This window comes from Wolbachia endosymbiont of Rhagoletis cingulata (assembly GCF_048537655.1).
Taxonomy (GTDB): Bacteria; Pseudomonadota; Alphaproteobacteria; order Rickettsiales; family Anaplasmataceae; genus Wolbachia; species Wolbachia pipientis.
This window is the reverse complement of record NZ_CP175927.1, coordinates 407,430-430,112: the sequence shown is the minus strand read 5'-3', so window position 1 is coordinate 430,112 and position 22,683 is coordinate 407,430. Positions and strand designations below refer to the sequence as shown.

Annotated in this window: 11 protein-coding genes; 1 reads left to right on the top strand and 10 read right to left on the bottom strand. The window is 34.7% G+C overall.

Annotated elements, in window-relative coordinates; all coding sequences use genetic code 11:
* Positions 1-42: 42 nt before the first annotated feature.
* From ltrA to ACJZL3_RS02050, 6 genes are all read right to left on the bottom strand, one after another.
* Positions 43-1,290: a group II intron reverse transcriptase/maturase gene (gene ltrA, locus ACJZL3_RS02075; RefSeq protein ID WP_419198601.1), complete on the bottom strand. Its 1,248-nt coding sequence runs from the start codon at positions 1,288-1,290 to the stop codon at positions 43-45.
* A gap of 43 nt (positions 1,291-1,333) precedes the next feature.
* Positions 1,334-1,456, bottom strand: coding sequence for a hypothetical protein (locus ACJZL3_RS02070; protein WP_419198602.1), 123 nt, complete (start codon positions 1,454-1,456; stop codon positions 1,334-1,336).
* 368 nt (positions 1,457-1,824) lie between these two features.
* Complete coding sequence (locus ACJZL3_RS02065) at positions 1,825-8,172, bottom strand: ankyrin repeat domain-containing protein (RefSeq protein ID WP_419198881.1); 6,348 nt, start codon at positions 8,170-8,172, stop codon at positions 1,825-1,827.
* Positions 8,173-8,204: 32 nt separating this feature from the next.
* On the bottom strand, positions 8,205-9,452 hold the full coding sequence (locus tag ACJZL3_RS02060) for a hypothetical protein (RefSeq protein WP_419198880.1): 1,248 nt from the start codon (positions 9,450-9,452) through the stop codon (positions 8,205-8,207).
* Positions 9,439-14,193: a hypothetical protein gene (locus ACJZL3_RS02055; protein ID WP_419198879.1), complete on the bottom strand. Its 4,755-nt coding sequence runs from the start codon at positions 14,191-14,193 to the stop codon at positions 9,439-9,441. Before ACJZL3_RS02055 ends, ACJZL3_RS02060 begins: the two co-directional genes overlap by 14 nt.
* 101 nt (positions 14,194-14,294) lie before the next feature.
* Positions 14,295-15,530 carry a hypothetical protein gene (locus ACJZL3_RS02050; protein ID WP_419198878.1) on the bottom strand — a complete coding sequence of 412 codons (1,236 nt, stop codon included), beginning with the start codon at positions 15,528-15,530 and terminating at the stop codon, positions 14,295-14,297.
* 934 nt (positions 15,531-16,464) lie between these two features.
* Between ACJZL3_RS02050 and ACJZL3_RS02045 the strand changes: the two genes are divergently transcribed.
* Positions 16,465-18,540: an ankyrin repeat domain-containing protein gene (locus ACJZL3_RS02045; RefSeq protein ID WP_419198682.1), complete on the top strand. Its 2,076-nt coding sequence runs from the start codon at positions 16,465-16,467 to the stop codon at positions 18,538-18,540.
* A gap of 155 nt (positions 18,541-18,695) precedes the next feature.
* On the opposite strand, the gene ACJZL3_RS02040 is transcribed toward ACJZL3_RS02045, so the two are convergent.
* The 4 genes from ACJZL3_RS02040 to ACJZL3_RS02025 form a co-directional block, all read right to left on the bottom strand.
* Positions 18,696-18,821, bottom strand: a complete 126-nt coding sequence (locus ACJZL3_RS02040; protein ID WP_279630789.1) for a hypothetical protein — start codon at positions 18,819-18,821, stop codon at positions 18,696-18,698.
* 134 nt (positions 18,822-18,955) lie between these two features.
* Positions 18,956-20,416: a recombinase family protein gene (locus ACJZL3_RS02035; protein WP_419198683.1), complete on the bottom strand. Its 1,461-nt coding sequence runs from the start codon at positions 20,414-20,416 to the stop codon at positions 18,956-18,958.
* Between the two features lie 126 nt (positions 20,417-20,542).
* The gene (locus tag ACJZL3_RS02030; RefSeq protein WP_419198684.1) at positions 20,543-20,842 is read right to left on the bottom strand and encodes a hypothetical protein; all 300 of its coding nucleotides are present in this window, start codon (positions 20,840-20,842) and stop codon (positions 20,543-20,545) included.
* Between the two features lie 66 nt (positions 20,843-20,908).
* Complete coding sequence (locus ACJZL3_RS02025; protein WP_419198685.1) at positions 20,909-22,336, bottom strand: reverse transcriptase domain-containing protein; 1,428 nt, start codon at positions 22,334-22,336, stop codon at positions 20,909-20,911.
* Positions 22,337-22,683: the final 347 nt, after the last annotated feature.

Below are 22,683 nucleotides of genomic sequence, written 5' to 3'. Positions count from 1 at the left end.
TCGCAAAACTGTACGTAAACCTCTTGATTTATACAGCTTCCATTATTCAGCCTTTTGGCCTAACCCTAGTGTCCAGTGATAGAAAATATCCGGAGACCTCTTTCTCACCTTTCCTAGAAATTGTCTTGCTAGTCTTCCGTGACTCCTGAGTCTCTTATATTTCCTTTTCACCCACTTTTCTAGATGCCGCTCTATATTCTTTAGAGATTTGTATACTTCAGTTCTGTAAAATTTGCCATAGTACTGATACCAGCCTCTGACTATTGGATTTACTTTTCCTGACATCTCCTCTAATGTTATATGCGTATTTCGTAGCATTTTCCATGACCTTATGGTTGTAGTAATCTTTTTCTTGGCCTTGTTGCTAATTGCTGGGAGAAATGAGACAAAATATTTCCCTATTTTATTTCTTGCTAACCTGGGTCTGAATGTGTAACCCAGAAAATCAAAACTTTGTTTAGGAAATCCACCACTCCTATTGTCATCCTTACAGTACACTATCTGTGTCTTTTCAGGATGTAATTTCAACTTATACTCAGCCAATCTTTCTTCGATCATTACTTTCACAAACTCTGCCTGTTTCTCTGTTCTGCAGTGCACTATCGCATCATCCACATACCTCTCAAATGGTACCGTCGGGTAGTTCTTTTTCATCCATATATCAAACACATGATGCATGAATATATTAGAGATGATTGGGCTAACTGAACCTCCTTGCGGAACTCCTTTATCCCTAACTACCTTACTGCCATCTGCTTGCTGAATGGGGGCTTTCATCCACCTCTCAACATACAGTATGACCCATTTGCAGTCTGTGTGCTTTTTGATAGCTTGCAATGCCAAGCCGTGGTCCAAATTGTCGAAAAATCCAGATATATCAAGATCTATCGTCCAATCGTACCTCCAGCATCTTTTACGAGCTGTATCTACCGCATCCAGTGCAGACTTATTTGGTCTATAACCATATGAATCCTCATGAAATTTTGGTTCTACCAGCGGCTCTAGATACATAGCAGCAGCCGTTTGCCCTATCCTGTCGAATACTGAAGGAACACATAAAATTCTTTGCCCTCCTGTATCTTTTGGTATCGCAACAGCTTTTACCGGCTCTGGAAAATAACTTCCGGATGACATCCTATTCCATAGTTTGTACAGATTATCTTTTAGATTTTCTTCAACCTTTGTTATCGAAACCTCATCCACACCAGCAGCACCTTTATTTTTCGATACTTGTTTATAAGCTCTCCAAATAAGTTGCTTTGATATATCAAAAGACTTTGTTTTACTCATTAACTCCTCCCTTTCGGTTGATAAATCATTAAAACTAAATAACTCAGCCCCTTCTCTCGATTTCCATTACAGAAACTTCTTCACTACTACGAGCTGATCCGCCCCTGTTTTTCGCATCGGTACTCTCATCCTTAGAGTTTAGCTCCTTGGATTTCTCCCTTATCATCGAAACGACAGGTTCCCGTAGTTCCACACAATAGCCTGAAATGGATTCATGCCACCTTTATGCCGGACGCCATCTATCCAGTAAACAAGCTCCCGATAGATTTATCCCAGGTTACAAACGACCCCCTGGTTTTGACGTCATTTAAAAGGTTTCGACACTTCATCAGTGGTTCACTTTCGTTCATCTCTCTATTCCTTACATGACATATAATTATGCCTTTTCCATAACGCTCACTACCTTGGCTCTTTACCAAAGCAGCTTATGGTTGTTTGAAGCCTGCTCTTGTAAACCGGCTCCGAGGGACCTACCCTCATCTACTGTGCAGCTTTTGCACTTAGTTTGCTCTTACTTGAACATTCTTTGTATCTCTACGGCACACCATTTGCACCATAATTGAGAAGTAACTTCACTACATATGGCCTGCAGTATTCAACTGCTACATGTAAAGGAGTTTCATAAAATTCCCCACTTTTAACTTCAGTACTAGCACCATTTTCAAGAAGGAAAAGAGCTCCACCATCATCACCTATTTTAACAGCTAAATACAGTAGTGTATTTCCATACTTGTTCTTGGCATCAATGTTAGCACCGCGGTTAATAAGACCTTTAATTCTATCACGATCACCTATACTATCTCTCAGTCCTATTTCTGTGAACAATTGTCTCTCTAGGACTAATTCTGGGTGTTCTAAAGCTTCAACTATATTTGTGTAACCTGCTCGAGTAGCCATGACCAAAGGTGTTTCGCCGAAAATATCCTGAACTTCAATATCAGCACCTCTACCGAGGAGAAATTTAACTGTATTTAATTTATTTCCTTCTACAGCTTCATGTAAAGGTGTCCTACCAATATTGTTTACACTTCCCATATTATTAGTATTTTTGTCTAAAAAAAATTCAACTATCCTGAGTTCACTGCTGTATCTGGCAGCTACGTGTAGAAGTGTATTACCATATTTGTCTTTGGTGTTAATATTAGCTCCATTATTAAAGAGAAACTCAACTATATTAAGTTTATTATAACTAGCAGCAGAATATATAGGTGTCCATTCATCAGTATCTTTAACTTCAATGTTAGCACCTCCACGAAGGAAAATTTCAACCATACCAATATCTCCTTTTTCAACAATAAAATGCAGAAGTGTTTTACCATCAGTACCTTTAATTACAGAATTAACATTAGCCTTCTTATTAATTAGAAGATCAGCAACCTCTAAGCTTCTTCTCAATACTGCATAGTGTAGTGGTGTATAAACTTGCTTGTCAGTATCATCAATACCTACTCCTTTGCTAAGAAAAAACTCTATAATATCTTTACTATCATTCTCAGCAGCGACATGTATAGGCTTTTTACCATAAGGACCTTTATCTTCAGCATTGATATCAGCACCTTTCTTTACCAAAAACTCTGCAACTTCTAAACGATCCTTAAATGCAGCCCAATGTAGTGGTGTCCAACTGTACTTATCTCTAGCATTAACATTAGCATTCTGATTAGTCAAATCCTTAACTGCATCAAGATCGCCATTCTGTACTGCAGTCAATAGCTTTTCATCTAAAGCTGATTGTACTTCTTCTATCATTTCTACTATATTTGTGTAATCTTCTTTTTTAGCCAGATCTAGAGATGTTTTACCGTTTTTATCTTTAACTGCAATACTCGCACCTTTCCTGAGGAGGAGTTCAACCGTATTTGGTTTATTTCCTTGTATAGCTAAATGTAAAGGCGTTCTACCGTCATTAGTTATATCATTAATACCACTAAGATCTCTGTTCAAAATAAACTCAATCACTTCAAGTGTACCATCATGTTGAACAGCTACGTGTAAAGGTGCTTCACCATCTTTGTTTTTAGCCTTTAAGCTAGCTCCCTCTTCGACAAGATATTCTACTACTTTTACATCACCATTATTACAAGCGTTATGTAAAGGAGTATTATTACTGTTATCTTTAGCTTCTAAACTAGCACCTTGGTTAACAAGAGCCTTGACTCTATTAAGATCATCACCGTTTGCTACAGCCAACAATTCTTTATTTAAACCTGACTGTGCTTTTTTCAAAAATTCTTTTATATTTTCTTTAACAGCCAAGTCTAAAGGTGTGTTACCATCTTTATTTTTAGCCTTTAAGCTAGCTCCCTTTTCGATAAGATATTCTACTACTTTTAAATGACCATTTTGAGAAGCATAATGTAAAAGAGTGTTACCATTGCTATCTTTCACCTCCAAGCTAGCACCATGGCTAACAAGATCATCAACTTTATTAGGATCACCATTTTTCACCGCAGACAACAATTCTTCATCTAATCCTGATTGTATCTGCTTTATCATTTCTACTATATTTATGTAACCCTTGTGATCAGCCAACTCTAAAGGTGTTTTATTGTCTTTATTTTTAGCCTTTAAACTAGCTCCCTTTTTGATGAGATATTCTACTACCTTTAAGTGACCATTACTACAAGCATTATGTAGAGTAGTATTATCATTATTGTCTTTAGTTTCTAAATTTGCACCTCGAGCGATAAGATCTTTTACTTTATCAAGATTACCATCCCTTGCATTAATTAACAATCCTTGATCCAACCGTGCTTTCTCCAAAACTTCTATCACATCTTCTTCAGTAGCTAAGTCTAAAGGCGTTTTGCCATACATATCTGTAACGTTGACATTAGCTCCCCTATCAAGAAGAAGTTTGACTACACTCAACCTGTTCGCATCAACAGCAAGATGCAAAGGCTTTTTATTATCTTTGTCTTGAGATTCAATGTCAGCACCTTCATCAAGAAGAAATCTAACCATATTCAAATTAGCCTCTTGAACAGCAAAATGTAAAGGTGTTCCTTGAACCGTTGTTTCATTATTAAATTTAGCGCCGTTACTAATAAGAAGTTTGACCACATCCCATTTACCTGATTGAGCAGCATAAAGTATTGGCGTGTAACCAAAATCATCTTGAACTTCAATATTAGCACCTCTATCAAGAAGGAATTGGATCATGTCTAAATTATTTCCTGATGCAGCAAAGTGTAAAAGTGTTTGATCTTCCTTATCTTGAGCATCAATATTAGCACCTTTATCAAGTAAGAGTCTTACTATGCTCCATTTACCTGATTGAGTAGCAAGAAATATTGGTGTGTAACCAAACTCGTCTTGAACTTCGGTATTAGCACCTCTGTCAAGAAGAAATTTGACCTTATCAAATTCACCCGCTCCGGAAGCAAGATGCAAAGATGTCCTACCAAGTTTACCTTGAGCATTTATGTCTCCACTGTTTGAAACATCTAAATGTATAAAACTCTTTTGTGAATTAATAATAGAACTCACATTATTTAATTCATCAATACTACCTGAATTACGTATTTTATCTATTTCGTTACTTAATAATATTTCTTTGTCAGCAAATTTTATAGATAATGTTTCCATTTTAGGTTCTTTATAGAAATCTTTAAAACGTATAATACACAACTCACTTGCCTCTATATCAGCTATATCAGTATTAAAGGCATTGGTAACTATCAAGTCATAGTTATCGTGAAGATAACTATATTGACCTGCTTTTTTAGATATAAACAGCTTATTCTTTTCTTCTACTTCCTGAGGCGTTACTACAATGATTCTTTTGTCAGAGATTAAAAGTGAAGGCTTTAAATATAGACTATTGTCTATTTCCATCGGTGCATTATCAAAAATAATTTGTAATTTTTTATACCACCTATTTACAAGTGCATTTTTCAGCCTGATTGTTATTATATCTTCTTGCAAGCCGGTAGCTGATATAGATAACTTAATTAATAAATGACTTTTGTCTTTAATAACCGTTGGTATCGGTTTTATACTCAAATCCCTATCTACTTGCTTTACCAACTGACGTAAATCTAATATACTTCTTAAACTTTTCTTTCCATTGACATCATCATTAATGACTATCTCTTGAATAGGGAAATTTTCGATATCAAGTGTTTCATGACCTGAAGTAATTGCACATACATTGTTTCCGCTTAGAATAATATTTTTTCTCCCACTTGCATTGAGTTCACTACATACATCTCTCCTCATAGAATCGGCAGCGTTGCTTCTCCCTCTATTATTTAAATAACTATCTAAATCTAACTTATTTTTTGACTGATTTAAAAAGGTATGCCTTTCAACATCTTCAACTATAGCAGATATTCTACTTGCTATTTGCTGACTATTTTCTTCAGTTAATATTAACTGATAGTCCACTACAGTTTGATTATAACCATTTAATTCTCGTATGCTACGTCTCTTGCGAGTAGATCCACAATTTTCAATTTTCCACTTAAATTGACCACCCTCTTCATTTGAAGGCCAGGTAAACACATACCGCCTGTTATTGTTAACTTGGAAAGTAGAAGCACTATTAGGTGAATATAAGTACCTTCCATACTTAACATTCTTTAGATACACATTATCACCGTCAAGCTCAACCTTCCATTTACCATCTTTTCCTACCATTGAAGGCCAGGTAAAGACGTACCGCCTGTCACTGTCAAATTGGAACTTAGAATAATCATTAGGTGAATACAAGTACCTTCCATACTTAACATTCTTTAGACACACATTATCACCGTCAAGCTCAACCTTCCATTTACCATCTTTTCCTACCATTGAAGGCCAGGTAAAGACGTACCGCCTGTCACTGTCAAATTGGAACTTAGAATAATCATTAGGTGAATACAAGTACCTTCCATACTCAACATTTTTAATACATACCTCTGAAGAAAATACTGCATTTCTCACTGATTCTGGTAATTTGTTTTTTAGCTTTTCAAGATCAGATTTCTCTTCTGAATTGACCCTAGGCATTTTCATGGTCTCTCTAATAGAGTAAGCTAATTTAAATATTGCACCATCATTCTCTGGTATTTTGTCAAACACAGCTATGTAACCTGGAATAAACTGACCAATATAATTGTGACTGCCTATAAACTTTAATATTCCTTCTATACCTACACCTGCGTATGTGTCATTTACAGCTTCCTTAATTGCTTCATTAAACAACCTTTCATCAAAATTATAAACCTTATCTATAGGTTCAATGGTCGAAGCACTACGACTATGCAGCATACCATCCTTTAGCACCTTTTTCGCTGAACTTTTTATCGAACCTCTTAAACTACTTATACAAAACTCTACCGACCTTTTTGCGTTAGATGGAATATTTGCTTGGTCAACAACTTCCTTCTTTAAAAATTCAACCTGTTTTATCATTTTAAATGCATCATTACTTTTAGTCTTGATCCTGTTACAAAGAAGTTCAATTACACCTGAGTCATTATTGTAAGCGGCTAAATATAGAGGTGTTCTACCATCGTTGTTTTTAGCCTCGATATCAGCACCTCTATCAAGAAGAAGATTAATTATATTTTGCTTGGCTTCTTCAACAGCCAAATACAGGGGTGTCTTACCCTCCTTACTTCTAATTTCAATATTAGCACCTTTATCTATAAGAAAGCTAACCATATCAAGATTGCCGTAATGAACAGCATAGTGTAAAAGCGCCCAATTATCATTATTGCAACTAGTTAAGGCATTAATGTCACCTTTCTTCTCTAAAAATGATTTTAATATACTTTCGCTTAATTTCACATTACCGTTGTAAACGGCATAATGCAGAGGCGTCCATTCTTGTGAACACTGACTTTTATGTTCGACATCAGCCTTACTTTTTTTAGCAGTTTTATCAAGAAGAGTTTTAACTTCATTCCATTTACCTTCATAAACTGCTGTGCTTACCAATGGTTTCAATACCCCCAATCCTGAAGTTATCATCCACTTATTGCACTGATCTATTATGTTTGAATCATAACCATTCAGCAAAAGGTTATTTTCTAACTTTTCAAGCAATGTTAAAATCTGATTACTATTTGACGTTATATTTTTGAGTTCCTTAATTTGCTCTAAACTACAGGAATCTTCTGTAAAGCTAACCCGGTCTTGCAGTGAAGGAAAACCAAGACATTGATGTACTGGATCTCTATTTTCTCTTTCAAAATCGTCAACTGATATTAAACATTTAAAGTCATTTTCTACTTTAGGGGTATATTTACTTCTATTTTGATAATTTTCTGAAGCTTTATCAATTAGGTATTGTACTTTTCCTACTTCAGATAAGCTAAACCTATCTAATCTACGGATTGTTATTGGTTCTAAACCTAGATCAAATTCCAATGTAGCAATTCTATAAGATTCATTGTTATTCCAACTTTTTATATTGATTGTGTGATTGGATACTTCATCAGAAAACACCAAATCTGTGTTACTACTAGAAACTCTAATCCGATCTGGAGTAATATTCTTTAGTATCATTACTCCTATACGCTTTTCATCTTCCTCTATCGAATTTAAAGTACCATTTTGATTATGTGTAATATCGACAGACTCAGTGAAGTCTATAGTGTATTCTTTTACAGTTTTCTCATAATCACTCTTAAGTTTATCTTGATAGTCCATTATTCCATTAACTTCCTGCTGTAAGCCAAGATATGGGGAAAAATTACCATCATTCCACAGAAAAAAACTAACGTTTCTCCATTTACTTTGATTATCATAAAAATTTTCTACTTTTATTATAAAAGGAACCTCGTTATTCCTTATCAGTAAAAGATGATCTTTATTTCTATATCGCTCAATATCTTCAAGACGGGAATCTATCACTACATGATCATCTTGAAAATCTTTAGGTAACACAAACATATTCTGAGTTTGTGTAGCCTGTAAAAAAGGAACTAATTTACCATTTCTCGAAGAAGAGGGAGAACATGATATTGACTGTATATTAGGGATAAAGTTTCTCCTTTTTTATTCATAATTACGAGATGTCTATAATTACGATCTTGAAGATAGCTTTTTACTTGAATACTAGTATTATTATAGTTTAAATGTAAGTTACATTGTTGGACTAAAAAATCTTTTTCAACCTCTGGCATAAATAGCGTATCCGCTTTTTCATCATCTGAATAATTATCAATCTGAATTTCTTTGTTACCTATACCATCAGCAATAATATACACGTCACTTCCTTTTCCTCCTCTCGCAAATATAGTACCTTGATCGAAGTTCATTACATCATCTTCCTGAGAACCAAAAACCATATTTGGAACTGCACTATTACCATGATTCTGTACTCTATCTCTGATAACACTAAAGACTTTGTAATCCTTGTTATTGTTTAGAATTTTCTTGTAATGACTTTCAACATTGTCAAAATTATCTAAGGAATGTTCTGAATGTAATTCAAATGAAGTAATTTTTATAGTTGATGAGTCTGATCTTTCAATCTTAGGAACAATATTACTACCATTTTTGTCTATTAGCGCAAAGTGAGGTTTATTACTGCTTTGCTCGACATAATTTTTTACATCAAGAGTAAATTGATTGTTTTGACCAAAATTTATTTTTAAAGATAAAGTATTACTATTTGTAGAGTAAGTTATTTGATCACAATCACCTAATAAATCAATTTCCGGAAAAATTACAGTTCCTGTTCCATCTACATCAATTTCTGAATATAAACCCTTACCTTTGTAGTCTGCAGCTTTTACGTAAAAAGTATAATTGCTCTTTCCACCCTTAACTGTAGTATACGGCGAAATAATTACTTTTTTACAATTTTCAACTACATCTTTCTCATTTTTATTAGAACCACCACTACTATCTATGATAACGTCACGATCATCGATTCCTGTAAAGTGTTCAGAGTAACCCATGCACGAAATCTCATCCACCTTGTTCTTTCTTCCAACATAGTAATAGTTAAAAACGCCATTATTACCAATTTGATCATCGATTAGCCAACGACCATTTACTCTTGCCTTTAATGACCCAGAGGCACTAGGCTTAAAACGATAGTTAACATTCACTCCTATAACTGTATCTTTCAATTGGCTCAAATCAAGTATATTAACAGAATTACTTCCACCAATAATTTTACCTGAGAAGTCAACGTTATTTACAACAAACCTATTTACTACCACCAGTTATGTTTGCTGTACCTAAGCCAATTAGAAAATTATTGTTCCACTCGTTACTTCCAACGATGGTACCTCTGTCCACATTGCTTAAATCATAAATAATTGTTTTGTCCTTTTGCATCATATTTACTCTCTTATCATGGCTAATAACCATTGCATTATCACAATAGTACTTAGCCGATGGAACTGAGCTTTTAATACCCTTTTCGTAATCTTGACTAGTACTGTGCGGCAAACAAATCATGCTAGCACCTTCAATATAATCAGGTATAACACGCGAAAGATCTTGTGTATTGGCATTTTTCCTATTCATCATAGTCGTTGCATAATCTGGACGAAGAGTATTACCGTTTATTTTTCCAAGACCAATACCATAAGCAACAACATTACTAGGGTCATTATTTAAAGCGTGCCAAACTCCTTTAGCTAGACTATTAACCATTTCCTTTCTTGCTGCAAGATGTTGTACATCTTGTGGTATAGGTTGAAAAGCAAATGTATGCCAAAAAATACGCCAATTTTCATCATGGGTTGTATCATACTTTTTCTCGTACTCCACGATATTGCTAACACCGCTATAAACCCCAGAAGCTACCATCAATGCGACTCCAACTGCAATACCAACACCAGGCATACCAAGTGCTGTAAGAGCAACACCAGACACAAACGATATAGTGGAAAAAGATATAGTTGCTATATTATCTCTTATTTCTTTCCCTCCACATGGATTATCACTATTCTCCCTTTTTTTACAATCTACAAGATTACTTGCTGACACCCCTATATCAACAATATCAAAGACACCAGCTATAGCTCCTGCCGTACCTCTTGCTATCGCACTTCCAAATTTTACCCCTACAACCCGAATAGCAAATTTTGTCTGTTTACCTAAAACACCTGGTATAATTTTTCCCACAACCTTTTCAGCTGATGTTACAACTTTTGGAGCAATTTTAACCATTACATTCTCAATTGGTTGAGATGCAAAAGACCATCCTATTCCGCCTAAATTTAATCCACAATCCGTTGCTGTTCCATCCTTGCAAGATACAATAGCACCATGAATTCCTCTTATTAATTGTATTCCACCTGCAGCATTCATTAACCTACTCTTTAATTTCGGGTTTTTTGTTAAATCACTGCTTTGCCGTAAAACGTCACTATATAAATCTTTGATACGCTCATTCTGAATATAGCGCTCGTATCCTTGATCTCCAATCACTTTGTCAAGTAAGTACCTGTGATCACCTTCAATACTTTTATCTCCAATAAACTCTACTAGCTGAGCATTTTTTCCTTCATCTTGACCACTTTTAACATAAGTAAGAAACTTTTCACTATCAATTATAATTTTGTCTACATTATTTTCATCTACCTTTCCTTTACTAAATTTCTCCACATCATCTTTTGAAAATAAACAATTATTAGTGCTCCTTTTACTTCTACTACCTCGCCCTATACAAGCATCTAGGTGAGATCTGGGTTGTTGTGTTTCAGCAAGTACAGCCTCTAAGTTAGCTATACGTTGTGGATCTATACTTAATGCCCCTGAAACATCTTTCCTCATATCTATAAAATAATTCTCATCTCTTCCTTGAACTTGTAAACGATTACGTATTTCATTAGGAATGTTACTTCTACCTTCCTGCAATACAGCATTAATATCTCTAGCATTTTCCAATGCCCATAAGCCGCAATTGTGACCATCTGTTTGTTGAGTAATATAAACATCATTAACGTTAATTTGAGCATCTTGTAAAACTTGACGAATACTATTTGGAACATTATTACCCAATGAGTCTGCATAATATCCATCATATTGCCCATTTTGATGGGAAATGATTAACGTAACCCAGTGATTATTATCTAAATTAACAATTAAAGTTAATGGCCTTTTTTCACCACCTCTTACGCTATTTTGAAACTGTTGCAATTGATTGACTATGTGTTCTGGTGATCCCACTATTTCAAATAATGTGTCAGCTCCATCAATTCCATAACCATATTTTGTTCTTGCAATATCAGCTATATCATATTGCTGCAGCCAATAGTCATAATGTTCTGCTGCTGTTGCAGATTCTAAAGTCCGCCAATCTTCTTCTTGTATAGATGAATATTCGATTTTATGTATTACTTCTTCTACTAATCCTAAAGGCTTCCCCTTGGGTTTATCAATAACTTTATCACCACCAATCAGAAGTACAGAACTATGGACTACTTTAGCAGGAACAAATTTATCACTCATTAGTATTAAAGAATTTTTGTCTTTAGCCTTCACATTAACAACTACACCCATGAAAAGCATTTTGTCACTATCTGTGATTGCTTTCAGTGCTGCCCCTTTAGCATATCTAATATTTTGTTCTTTTGTTAATTTATCAACTTCCTGTTTCAGCTGATCTTGATTTAAGTTTTTATCTATAAGCTTAAATTCCAGTGCTATAGGAGTATATTCTTTAGTACCCTGAGGTGAAGGACCAATACCTTGAATTACCATATCTACACGACCACCTGCTCCTACTTGAAATTCAGGTATAATTACAGTCTTTGCAGAATCTTCTTGTTTTGTGGCAGTCTCTTTTAGCTTTAAATCACTGTAGCTACTAAGTAAACCATTAAGCACAGCTTGCAATCTTGCTTCATTAGTAATCAAATCTTTAATAGGGTAAACCGTATCTGCCACTTCACTAAGCAACACTTTATAGGCTTGCAATGAAACCTCACCGTCAGAAGCATGTTGAGAAGTGATTGCTTGATCAAGTTTTGCCTTCAATTCATCAGAATTAGGTATCTTAAGAAAACTACCTGCAAATTGTTGATCTGCACTACTTGGTTTATATTTGCTTATCTGTTCTATTTCAAAAAGTTCTTCAAAAGATAACCCTGTTTCATATTTTTTAAGACTCATTTTAGTTTCTATGACATTGCCTACTCCTCCTATTCCAGGTATGTTCAGCACTGGAATTTTTTTATCAGCATAGAATTCTTTTGTATTGGACTCTCGTATATGAAAAATGAATGCTGTGTTTTCTTGCCCTTCATTACCTTGAACAAATATTAATGTTGTAACAGGGCTTTTAGATAAAGTGTACTCCGTTCCCTGAGGCCAATTTAGCGGATACTCATTATATGAATATATATATTTTTTCACGTTACCCTGATCTTGACCAATCTTGTTAATTAAAATTGATTGACCTAATATATCTCTACTGAAATAGTAATGATCTTTTGTTTCTTTATTCGCTGGAAAAGTATGGTATTCGCTTGATAACAAATCTTTTACCTTTCGCTTAAAAACTTCCTCAGAAATTGATTGATTATCCCACTCGCCAACTAGTTCGATAAATTCCTCCATCAAAGGAGCTGGTGGTTGTTTTATAGGTTTTACTTCAGTTTTAAACGGTTCCGCATTATCTAAATTCAACCCAACAGCAATAGCATTATCTGCATTGGTTAAAATCCTCATCTTATTTGGTCTAAAACCTTTTATATAATCTTCAGCTTGTCTCAGCGCATCACTTGGATCAACTTGTCCTTCAGTTCCAGCCTTAAGTTCAATAAGAATTGGAACTGAATCAACAGCGCGATTAGGCCCACGAACAAGCAAAACAATATCAGCGTAACCTCCTCCAGCAAACTGCTCCAGATAGAGTTTGGTATTATCACGATATCGAAAATTATCAAATACTCCTGCTACAAAGCCATGTTGATCAGCTTCACGAGCCTTAATGCCGTAAACATTGCCTTGTAAATTTAAATTAGCATGAACTTCTTTTATGTAAGTTAGAATTTCTTTAAGATTATCCTGAACTTGATCTATTTCTGCATCTGGACTAGCAAGCTTTTCAATATAACTTTCCAGATAGACAGATTTATCTAACTTTTTTGTCACTTCTTGAAACTTTACTGTAGGCTTGATGGGTTGATCTACAATCTTCTTTTTACTTTCCACCTTAATATTTATTTTTGCATCTTCTCCATCACTCTTTAAGGTATATCCCTTTTCTGAAGTCATTCTAGATAACTCCTTCCTAACATCATCACTAAGATCTTTACCTGACTTACTCAGAAACTGCTTGATTTCATCGAAAACCTTGCCTTTTAATTGATCACGACTAATCTCGATTGTTTTAACATTACCATATACATTCTTAGCTTTATACTCTAACACACCATCCCTTTTCAGATATAAGTATAACTTCTTTGATTTAACATCTTTGTCTGATTTAGGTTTGCTTTTTACTAACTCATATTTGTCTTTTAGAATTTTTATCACATCAATTTGAAGCTTACGAGCATCCAATTCAGTATAATCTCTACCCATTACACTCTTGAACTCGCCCTTGGTAAATTCAAAACTCTTAGTATTTGTTTGTTTAGAATGTTGAGCTTCTATATCTTCAGTGAAAATAAAAACATGTATTCTGGATTCTGTTTCTGCTACAACCTTTAAAGTTCTTGCTTCCTCAAAACGAAAGTGCAATTTTTTTATTCCTAGCTTGTCATTAAGTCTAGTGTCTAATACACTGGAAAAAGAACCTAAAAATCGATGAGAAAAAAAGCCAGGTTTTTCACTAGAATGTAAATAGGATGGTATTTGATCAACCAATGACTGATATCTTGCTTCAAAAGATTTATCCAGTGAATCCTCTGCATCAGAAGTTGAAGAATCTACCTTACTAAAAAGTAACTCCATTAGCTCGAAATCTTGTGGTTTTTCTTGCTGTTGATTGTTCTTAACCATAACTAGCCCCCGGTTTTAACCTTTTACAAATTTTATCCTCACTAAGCTCTTTGCATGCTTTCGTTTAAGTCTAAGCAACTGAATTTCCTAAAACAGAAACACTATACTTTGCTTCTAATATCAGTAACTTCCTGTTTTACAGATTCTACATCTAATGATGAACTTGGTAACTGACTATCACCTGCTCCACGATCCAATTGCGTGTTTCTAACTCTAATAAACACCTCATACTCTGACTTGTTGCGTTCCATAATAGACTGCATTTGCTCCTGACTAAGAGAATTGATAATTTCTGACACTACTTTAGTAGCTTTGTTTTCCTTGATAAGATGAACAATTAAATCTCTGGATGATAATCTTATGCTTAGATTATGTAAATAGTGTTGTCTATGAGCCTCAAAGCCAGGACGATTCCACATTGAGGTAAGCATGTCACTACCAGACTTAATAAAACTATCACCTGGTACAGAAACAAGTGAGTCCAATGCTCCAAACATTGATGTACTATAAGCTTCAGGAGATAAATCTTCTGAATTTAAATGTTCAAATAGCTTTTTGGCATTTTCAAAAGAATGATTTCTTCTTAATACACTTAAAGTGCGGTAACACCTGTGTTGCTTAAAATCCCTTTTCAATAACTCATGATACTTATCTTCATGAAGGTAACGTAGACAGAAATCAATCATGCTAACATCATCAGTAGAAAAACGCCCTTTATTATATGCTACCTCCATTAATAAATCTTCTTTCCTTTTTGGGGATACAGAACCAATTGACTGTAACTTATTCCAGAAGAATTCCAAAGCTTCAACATGCTTTTCCAGCATTGCACATTTAAAAGCGTAAACGTATGGATGCTCATTATTTAACTTCAACTGATGTTCCTGGTTATTCATAGCATGTGACCAGTAGATCATTAAAGCACCTTGATCACATCCCTTAACTAGACTCTCTACTGGTTTACTACCTAATGTTAATTTAAATTCTTCAAAAATAGCTCTTATCTCGTCTTCAAAACAACACCAGCAGGCAATTCTGTAGCGATCAAAGGGTCTAATAAGACTTCTTTGCCCATCTAAAGTTTTCAAGGCTAACAATTTTTCCCCGAAAGCATACCTATTGAGTCTAATTTGTCCTGAAGCATCTTCTATCTTCCAACAAGTTTCATCTTCTAAAACTTTCTTAAAAAGGGGTGGTATTATTGTGCTATCCCATTTATTCAGCAATGTCTGATATGCAATACACCATCTTTTAATCTCTAACTCTTTAAGCCCTTTATGAGGATCATCCTCTTTAATGGAAGTTAGTAATACCTTTTGTACATTTTCGTAACCCATACTTACCTCCTAACAAGATTTAATATATTTTAGACATGTTGCTCTACCTTTAAAACTTTGTCAATTACCATTATGTATAGAAAAATTTTCTAACCCAAAGTAGTTTTAGGCAAAAGACCCTTAATAGACTCAATACATGAGATTTTATTTATTTTGAATTTTGTTTCGTCATGAGCTTGTCTTCATTATTCTTCCGCAAGTAAATCAATATTAATTTAGCAAAATATATTATTAAGATCTCAAGCAAAATAACCATTTCCAGCGCTCAAAATCAAGAGACGTGAGAAGAGTTTGTTTTGGGATGCGTTGGACTACCACTCGATACATACGAACTTTTTTATATAGTAATTTCACTGTGCGCTAAAATCAGCTATATTGGCTCACTTTTGCTAAATTTATATACGAACTGTTTTGCCTAAGCTTATTGAAATAATTTAAACCTTCTATTTTTATAACCTTATTTTTACGCTGCTTGTTCTCACAAATATATGACCTTTTTTGCAATCTTAGGAAGAGTCAATAATTCAATTCTTTATAACACTAGCTAGCATGGTATCTTCACTAAAATATTTTTTGAAAAAGTTAGTTGACTTATAAATAATTCTCTACTAATACTGGCATGTGTTTGTTTATTCTGCTGAAGTGGCTCCGCAGGTTACTGTATAAGCTTCAGCAGTTTTTGCACTTCTTATAAAGCATAATCCATCATATTCCTATATATTAAATATAGCTAGTGTTCTCAATTTTGTTGATCTATAGTAAAATTGGCTAAAACTTCCAGTAATAAACAACTTTTAACCTAATAGTACTCACCATAAAAACTTAACAAAATCTTAATCATATGAGTAGTAAAAAGATTATGTTGAAATTAGCTTGACCAATATTATATATTGTACATAATATATCATCTATCTAGGCTAGTAGGAGGTATGATATGATTGTTAATGAATGTATTACTGGGCAAGATAAAAAAGCATATGAGCAAAAGCTAGGAGAAGATTTAAGCGCTGACAAAATATTAGATGAAGAGTATCAATTGATAAAAAAACATCTTTTTTCATCGCTTAATTCTCGTCTTTTAATGGATAGTAAACTTTCGTTTGAGGGTATAGTATGTACATGGATTGCTAGTACACCTAATTTAACAGGAAGTCAAAAGGAGAAGTTAAATAGAGAATTACTAAACATCGTTAAAGGTTTAGATCCATGTCATTATGATCAAAAAGAAGATAGACATTGTGAGTACTATATTGAAAAACTTAAAAATTTCCTACAAAGCAATAAGAATAATCAAGACCTCAAAGCTGTTCTTAACCTTAAAAGAGGAGAATCTGGATTAACAGTATTGCATCTAGTATCTTCTGTAGGTAAGGTAACTCAAGGATATAATGAAACTGTAGATTTACTCCTAGAGGCAGGTGCTAATCCTAACATACAGAGTGATAAAGGAAGGACTCCCCTGCATTATACTGATGTTCTTGCTAGTGCAGCTTCTCTTTTAAAAGGAAAGGCCAACCCTAATATACAAGATCACAGAGGAGAAACACCATTACATCATGCCGCTAGTATTGGTCATACTGGCTATGTTAATTTACTCCTAGAGAAAAAAGCTAATCCTACCATACAGAATAGAAAAGGGGAAACGCCACTACAAGTTGCAATTGATAATCGTTACTATTATATTGAAGAATGCTTTTTCACTAATGACCAAAAGAGTTTGAGTGCGCAATTATATTGTATACTTGATAAATATTTTAGTACATATGACGATTGTATCTGGAGCAAAGATGAGGATCGTTCAGGTTATGCTGCTAACCTCATTAACCTCACTAAAAATTTAAAAGAGTTTCTAGGTAAACACAAGAATAGCGAAGACCTGAAGGTGATTTTTAGTATTCGAGAAAGAAACGGTAGTTCGAAAATACTTAATTATGCTCGGTGCATTAATAAGAAAGTAGTAGATTTATTCCTATCAGCAGGAGCAGGTAGTTTTTGCAAGAAAGAAGCTTCTCTCTTAGATTGTCGTGGATCTTTTTATAGTGTGGGAGAAAAGTATTGTTTAAAATCAACTTTATGGAATACACCGAATCAGGTAAAGCTGAATGAATTTTTAAGTAAGATATCTGAAGTTCAAGATATGTATAGACTAGAAGAAATCGTAAATGAAGCTATAAGCTCCGGAGTAAGGATTGGTTTTTCTAAGCAGTCTTCTCAAGGTAAAAAAGCATACAATTTTGTAGATCATGTAATAGAAAAAATCAGTAAGCTAGAGAAAAATCCTAAAGTTGCCAGCAACATAATATGTAAGTTGGTATCAAGAGGAGCAGTGTTTAACAGTAAAATTGGTATTGGTGTAATTGATGCACTGGAATCAGAATTTAATGATCATAAAGCTAATATGGTAAAAGTTTATGAAAATTATATTAGCAATACTCATAAGTTTATTGAATTGGCGAAAAGTACCACCAATGGTGAGTTGCATGATGTAAGAATAGATAACTCTACTCTCTACTTAGAATATTCTGGAGACAGCATAATAGATGTTGCAAAGATTACAGATAGAGCAGGAAATTTAGGATTAACTCAGGGAAGCATAGAATATGAAAGAGATATAATAAGGATTGGTAAAAGTGAAGTAGAAATTCAAATCGAAGGTGGAATAAGGTATTACACAGATCTTATAGAAGGCAGCGATATAGTATTAACCTTCTATACTAGTTTGGGAAATGTAGATGTTAGACTGTATCCTGACGTACAAGATAAAAGTAAAATTATAGTCGAAGTGAGTAATAGAGAGGAAGTATTAGAAAAATTCAAAGGTCGAAAAAAAGAATTAAGTAATGATTGCGTACTTGGTGAAGATTGGGTTTATGATGCTATTGAAAATGGGTACTTTGAAAGATCTGGTGGATTAATGCGTCCTGAAGTAATAAGCGAGTCTAACAACAAAAAGGTTTCATGGGCAGAACGTGAAGAGTTAAGAAGAACTTCTGATTCTAGGGCTAGGTAGATCATAAAAGTTGAAGATTATTATTTAAATATAAACTACTATAATTTATAGATTAAGGAAGTTGTACCAATGTCTTCTAAGAATACTCTTTTATATTGTTTTTAAGCTGGCTACAAAATGAGGATATGGAACATACAATTTGGCTGAGCTGCCTTTTACACTCCAGGTCTACTATTAAAATATGCAGCTAAAATTGGATCATTTTCTACCATTGTTGCACCTAATATGCTAAAATCTTCATTACTTGTATTGATATTTTTACACAATTGATTTTGTAACATTTATTTGCTCTTCTATATCAATTTCAACATCTTTTTATGTGGCCCTTTGTAGTAGCTCCTTTTGCAATAACCTTTTTTAATTTTCTGTCACATACTTTTTTCGATGTTTTTTCATATTGTTGTTTTTATAAACGTTACGACGCTAAGCCGTAAAACTTCTCCATCTGCTCACTCCACAGCATCGGTATTTCTCTTAAATCAATCAATTTCAAATCTCTTGGCTGCTTTCCATTTACTATGTCTTCTTTAATCTTCGGCGCTAAATAATTTAACCTTAAAATTTGTTGTATTCGTCTTGTACCTATATTAATTTTGGTACTCAGCTCCTTCACACTTGCATATTTTCCCTCTTCTAGCTGACGTTTCCACAAATGAGCTCTTACCACTGCTTTCAGTAGCGCATTGTTTGTTTTTGCTTCTGGTTCTACTACTGTGCATTTGTTTCCTTTCTTTTTTAACCACATCGATATAAATTCTACCTTATCCTCTGAACTCATTTCTATTCCATCTTCTTTTACCATTACTCCTTTTATTAACTTTTTCACTACTTCTTTCTGTTTTCCAAAACTTAAATTTTGCCACTCTTCCGCTTTTTCTCCCAATTTTCCATATAGCTGCTCTGTCCTCCTAATTACTTCTTTTTCTACTTCTCCAGCAACTATTGTTCTATTTACTGATTCACAATTCTTTCCTCTTAAATGATTGTTGCATACGTAATATCGATATCTCTTATTCTCTTTTTTTGCATACGTCAACGTCATGTTTACATTACAGCTCTTGCACTTAATTATTCCCCTAAGTAGCGCTTCCTCGTATTTCGCCTTTCTATATGGTTGATTCTTTATCAATTCCTGCGCTTTTTGCCATTTTTCTCCCCCTATTATTGCTTCATGCTTTCCTTCATACTCTTTCTCATAATGTCTTATCTTTCCCATATATATTGGGTTTGTTATTATTCTTCTCACCGTCGCTTTTTTAAAGATATCTGCTTTCGTTCTGTAACCTTGACTATTTAGCTCCCTTGCTAGTTCTGCCATTGACTTCAGCTCCAAATATCTTTCAAATATATGCCTTACTACTTTCGCTTCTTTCTCATTTATTATTAATTCCTTATCTTTTACATCATATCCAAGCGGCAAAGTTCCTCCCATCCATAGACCTTGTTCCTTTGATGTCGCTATTTTATTTTTTACTCTCTCGACTATCATCTCTCTTTCTAGTTGTGCTGCACCTGATAACACTGTTTGTACAAATTTTCCCATTGGCGTATTATTGTCAAATATCTGCGTTACTGCTACAAAATTTACTCGATGCCTTCTAAAAAATGATGTTACTTCGATGCTGTCTTTTGTTTCCCTTGATAGTCTGTCTAGTGTGTACACTACTACACAATCTACTTCTCCTCCTTTAACATCTTCAAATAATTCCTTTATCGCTGGTCTTTCTAAATTTTTCCCTGAATAGCCACCATCATCGTACCTTTTTACCAATGCTACCCAGCCTTCTTTGCTCTTTACGTACTTCTCACATGCTACTCGTTGCGCATCTAAACTGTTAAACTTCTGCTGGAGAGTAGACCGGCGGAACTTCCCCACCAGTCTCTCGCAGAACTGTGCATGAAGTAGAGTGGGCAGCCAGCGAGTTACTTGTTAAGTACTTTTCCAACAACCCCTCTCCGAACCACGCATGATCGTTTCCGTATCACGTGGCTCTCCAATAATCTAACGTTTTAAGGAGTCACCATCATATTTTCCATATTGGATTTTCTTATGGCATTCATGACAAACAACAAGAGTCTTCCTCTGTCGTTCAATCATTCTCTTTTTCCATTTCGGTAGCTCAGTATTACGTTTACCTAGCAAATCAGCAAGTTTACGTACGTGATGTACTTCAATCTGCTCTTGTGATTTACATAATTCACAAGTTTGTGCCAATAGTCTTTGCTCTATTTCACTACGCTTATTCCATATTGGTATAAGGTTATCACTTATACTTACCCATTTATTCCATTTTAGTGACACAGCACCAAAGTGTGTAATTAATGGTATCTTTGATGGTAAACGATCTACTCTGACTTGGATGACTTTTCATTTTTCACCTTCGTCGTTTTCAATCATTGCACCAAATTTTCTATAAATTTTCCTGCAAGTTGTTTTGTATTTAGATGCTAAAGTCTTTACTAATGATACTTCCATCACATACTTCAAATAACTTAGTGTGTGAAGGTTGTAGGCCATTTTGTAATATTGTACAATTCCTCGATATTCAGTTTGATACTGAGCAACAATACTGTAAGCTGTATCAAGTGTACGTTGAGGTAAATGTATAGGCTTTCCACAACGCATATATTCAGAACACTTTTTCTGCTTTATATGATGTGGTACACGTAACCCAATACTACCGTTAATACATCGTTGTGTCCGATGATCATGTTTATCATCTGCATGCAAGACGTGTATTTTATAACCTAAAAAATTGGCTTTGCTATCACACGCGTGTGTAATAAGCGTTTTATCTTCATTAAGCATAAGTTTGAGCTCCTCATTGAGGAATTTAGCAATCTCATTTTTAATTTGTTCAGCTTCATTTTTTGGTCCTGCAAACCCTACCAGAATATCATCAGCATACCTAACATACCAAAGACGTCGATAATTTAGATCACAAGAATCCTTAGATGGCATACCCTGCACTAATTGACGCAGTTGTTTTGCTTGATCCCAGTTCCCTTGTTTTCTCATCATCGATACTTGCATGGTTAACCTTAAATATTTTGGATTTGTCTTTCTTCGCTTACCTCGGTTATTTGCTGGTATTAGTATATGTTCCACATGTTTATCTAACCGATCGAGTAATATGTTACTCAAAATTGGACCAATAATAGAACCTTGTGGTACCCCACTATGACTCTTATTGTACTTCCAATTTTCCATATATCCTGCTTTTAGCAGTCGATTGATTAGCTGAATAAAACGGTTATCTTGGAAGCTTTCACTCAGTATTTTCAACAACATAGTATGATCAATTGAGTCATAACATGCACTGAGATCTCCCTCTATAAACCATTTTGTACCTCTGCCTTTTTGCATTACTGCTCTTAATGCAGTGTGGCATCCACGCTTTGGTCGAAATCCATGTGAACATTCACTAAATTTAGGCTCATAGTAGGCTTCCAATATTAATCGGATTACTTCTTGAAGTAACTTATTTGACCATGTTGGCAATCCTAACGGCCTGCGTTTACCACTCTTCTTTAAAATATAGATACGTTTTACTGGTGTCCACCGATATCGCTCATAGCGTAAATCCTCTATGATTTTATCGATTTTCTCCAAAGACATACCATCAACTGTTTCAGTTGTCACACCTTCTGTCATAGCACCTTTATTACGACAAAGTTTGCCATACGCTCGAAGGTAAAGATCACGCTGATAAAGTAGGCGATATACGTTTTTAACCGGCAAATTTCTTTGTCCACGTTCACGTATAATGTTAAGTATTGTTTCAGCTTTCCGCATCTTGCGTACCTCCCAATTTCAACATTCAATTATCTGTCACCCTTTGCCCCGTATGTGGCTTTCCCACGCTCCCCGGTGATTCGTTACTTTCACGACTACTACGATGACTCCGTAACCATAGAACTCGCGTTCCTTAGGTCATCCCATGTTCCGTCACTAAGAACTGTTCTAGATCAACTTAGGTTTTCCATTCATCCTCTTAAATAAGTTCACTACTTATCGTTCTACAGCCAGAATGTCACACAAACGAAAGTTTAATCTGTGCTTACCGTAGACATGGGGTTTTAAATGCGATACCCATGGATGTGAAGTCCCACCCCTGAAGATTAGAATTCAAGCAGTTTAGC

What these genes read in the sequence shown, in the direction of transcription:
- ACJZL3_RS02040 (WP_279630789.1), bottom strand. Translation starts at nt 18,821, where the DNA reads ATGTTACAAAATCAATTGTGTAAAAATATCAATACAAGTAATGAAGAT.
- ltrA (WP_419198601.1), bottom strand. Translation starts at nt 1,290, where the DNA reads ATGAGTAAAACAAAGTCTTTTGATATATCAAAGCAACTTATTTGGAGA.
- ACJZL3_RS02025 (WP_419198685.1), bottom strand. Translation starts at nt 22,336, where the DNA reads ATGCGGAAAGCTGAAACAATACTTAACATTATACGTGAACGTGGACAA.
- ACJZL3_RS02050 (WP_419198878.1), bottom strand. Translation starts at nt 15,530, where the DNA reads ATGGGTTACGAAAATGTACAAAAGGTATTACTAACTTCCATTAAAGAG.
- ACJZL3_RS02045 (WP_419198682.1), top strand. Translation starts at nt 16,465, where the DNA reads ATGATTGTTAATGAATGTATTACTGGGCAAGATAAAAAAGCATATGAG.
- ACJZL3_RS02070 (WP_419198602.1), bottom strand. Translation starts at nt 1,456, where the DNA reads ATGATAAGGGAGAAATCCAAGGAGCTAAACTCTAAGGATGAGAGTACC.
- ACJZL3_RS02065 (WP_419198881.1), bottom strand. Translation starts at nt 8,172, where the DNA reads ATGTTTGTGTTACCTAAAGATTTTCAAGATGATCATGTAGTGATAGAT.
- ACJZL3_RS02055 (WP_419198879.1), bottom strand. Translation starts at nt 14,193, where the DNA reads ATGGTTAAGAACAATCAACAGCAAGAAAAACCACAAGATTTCGAGCTA.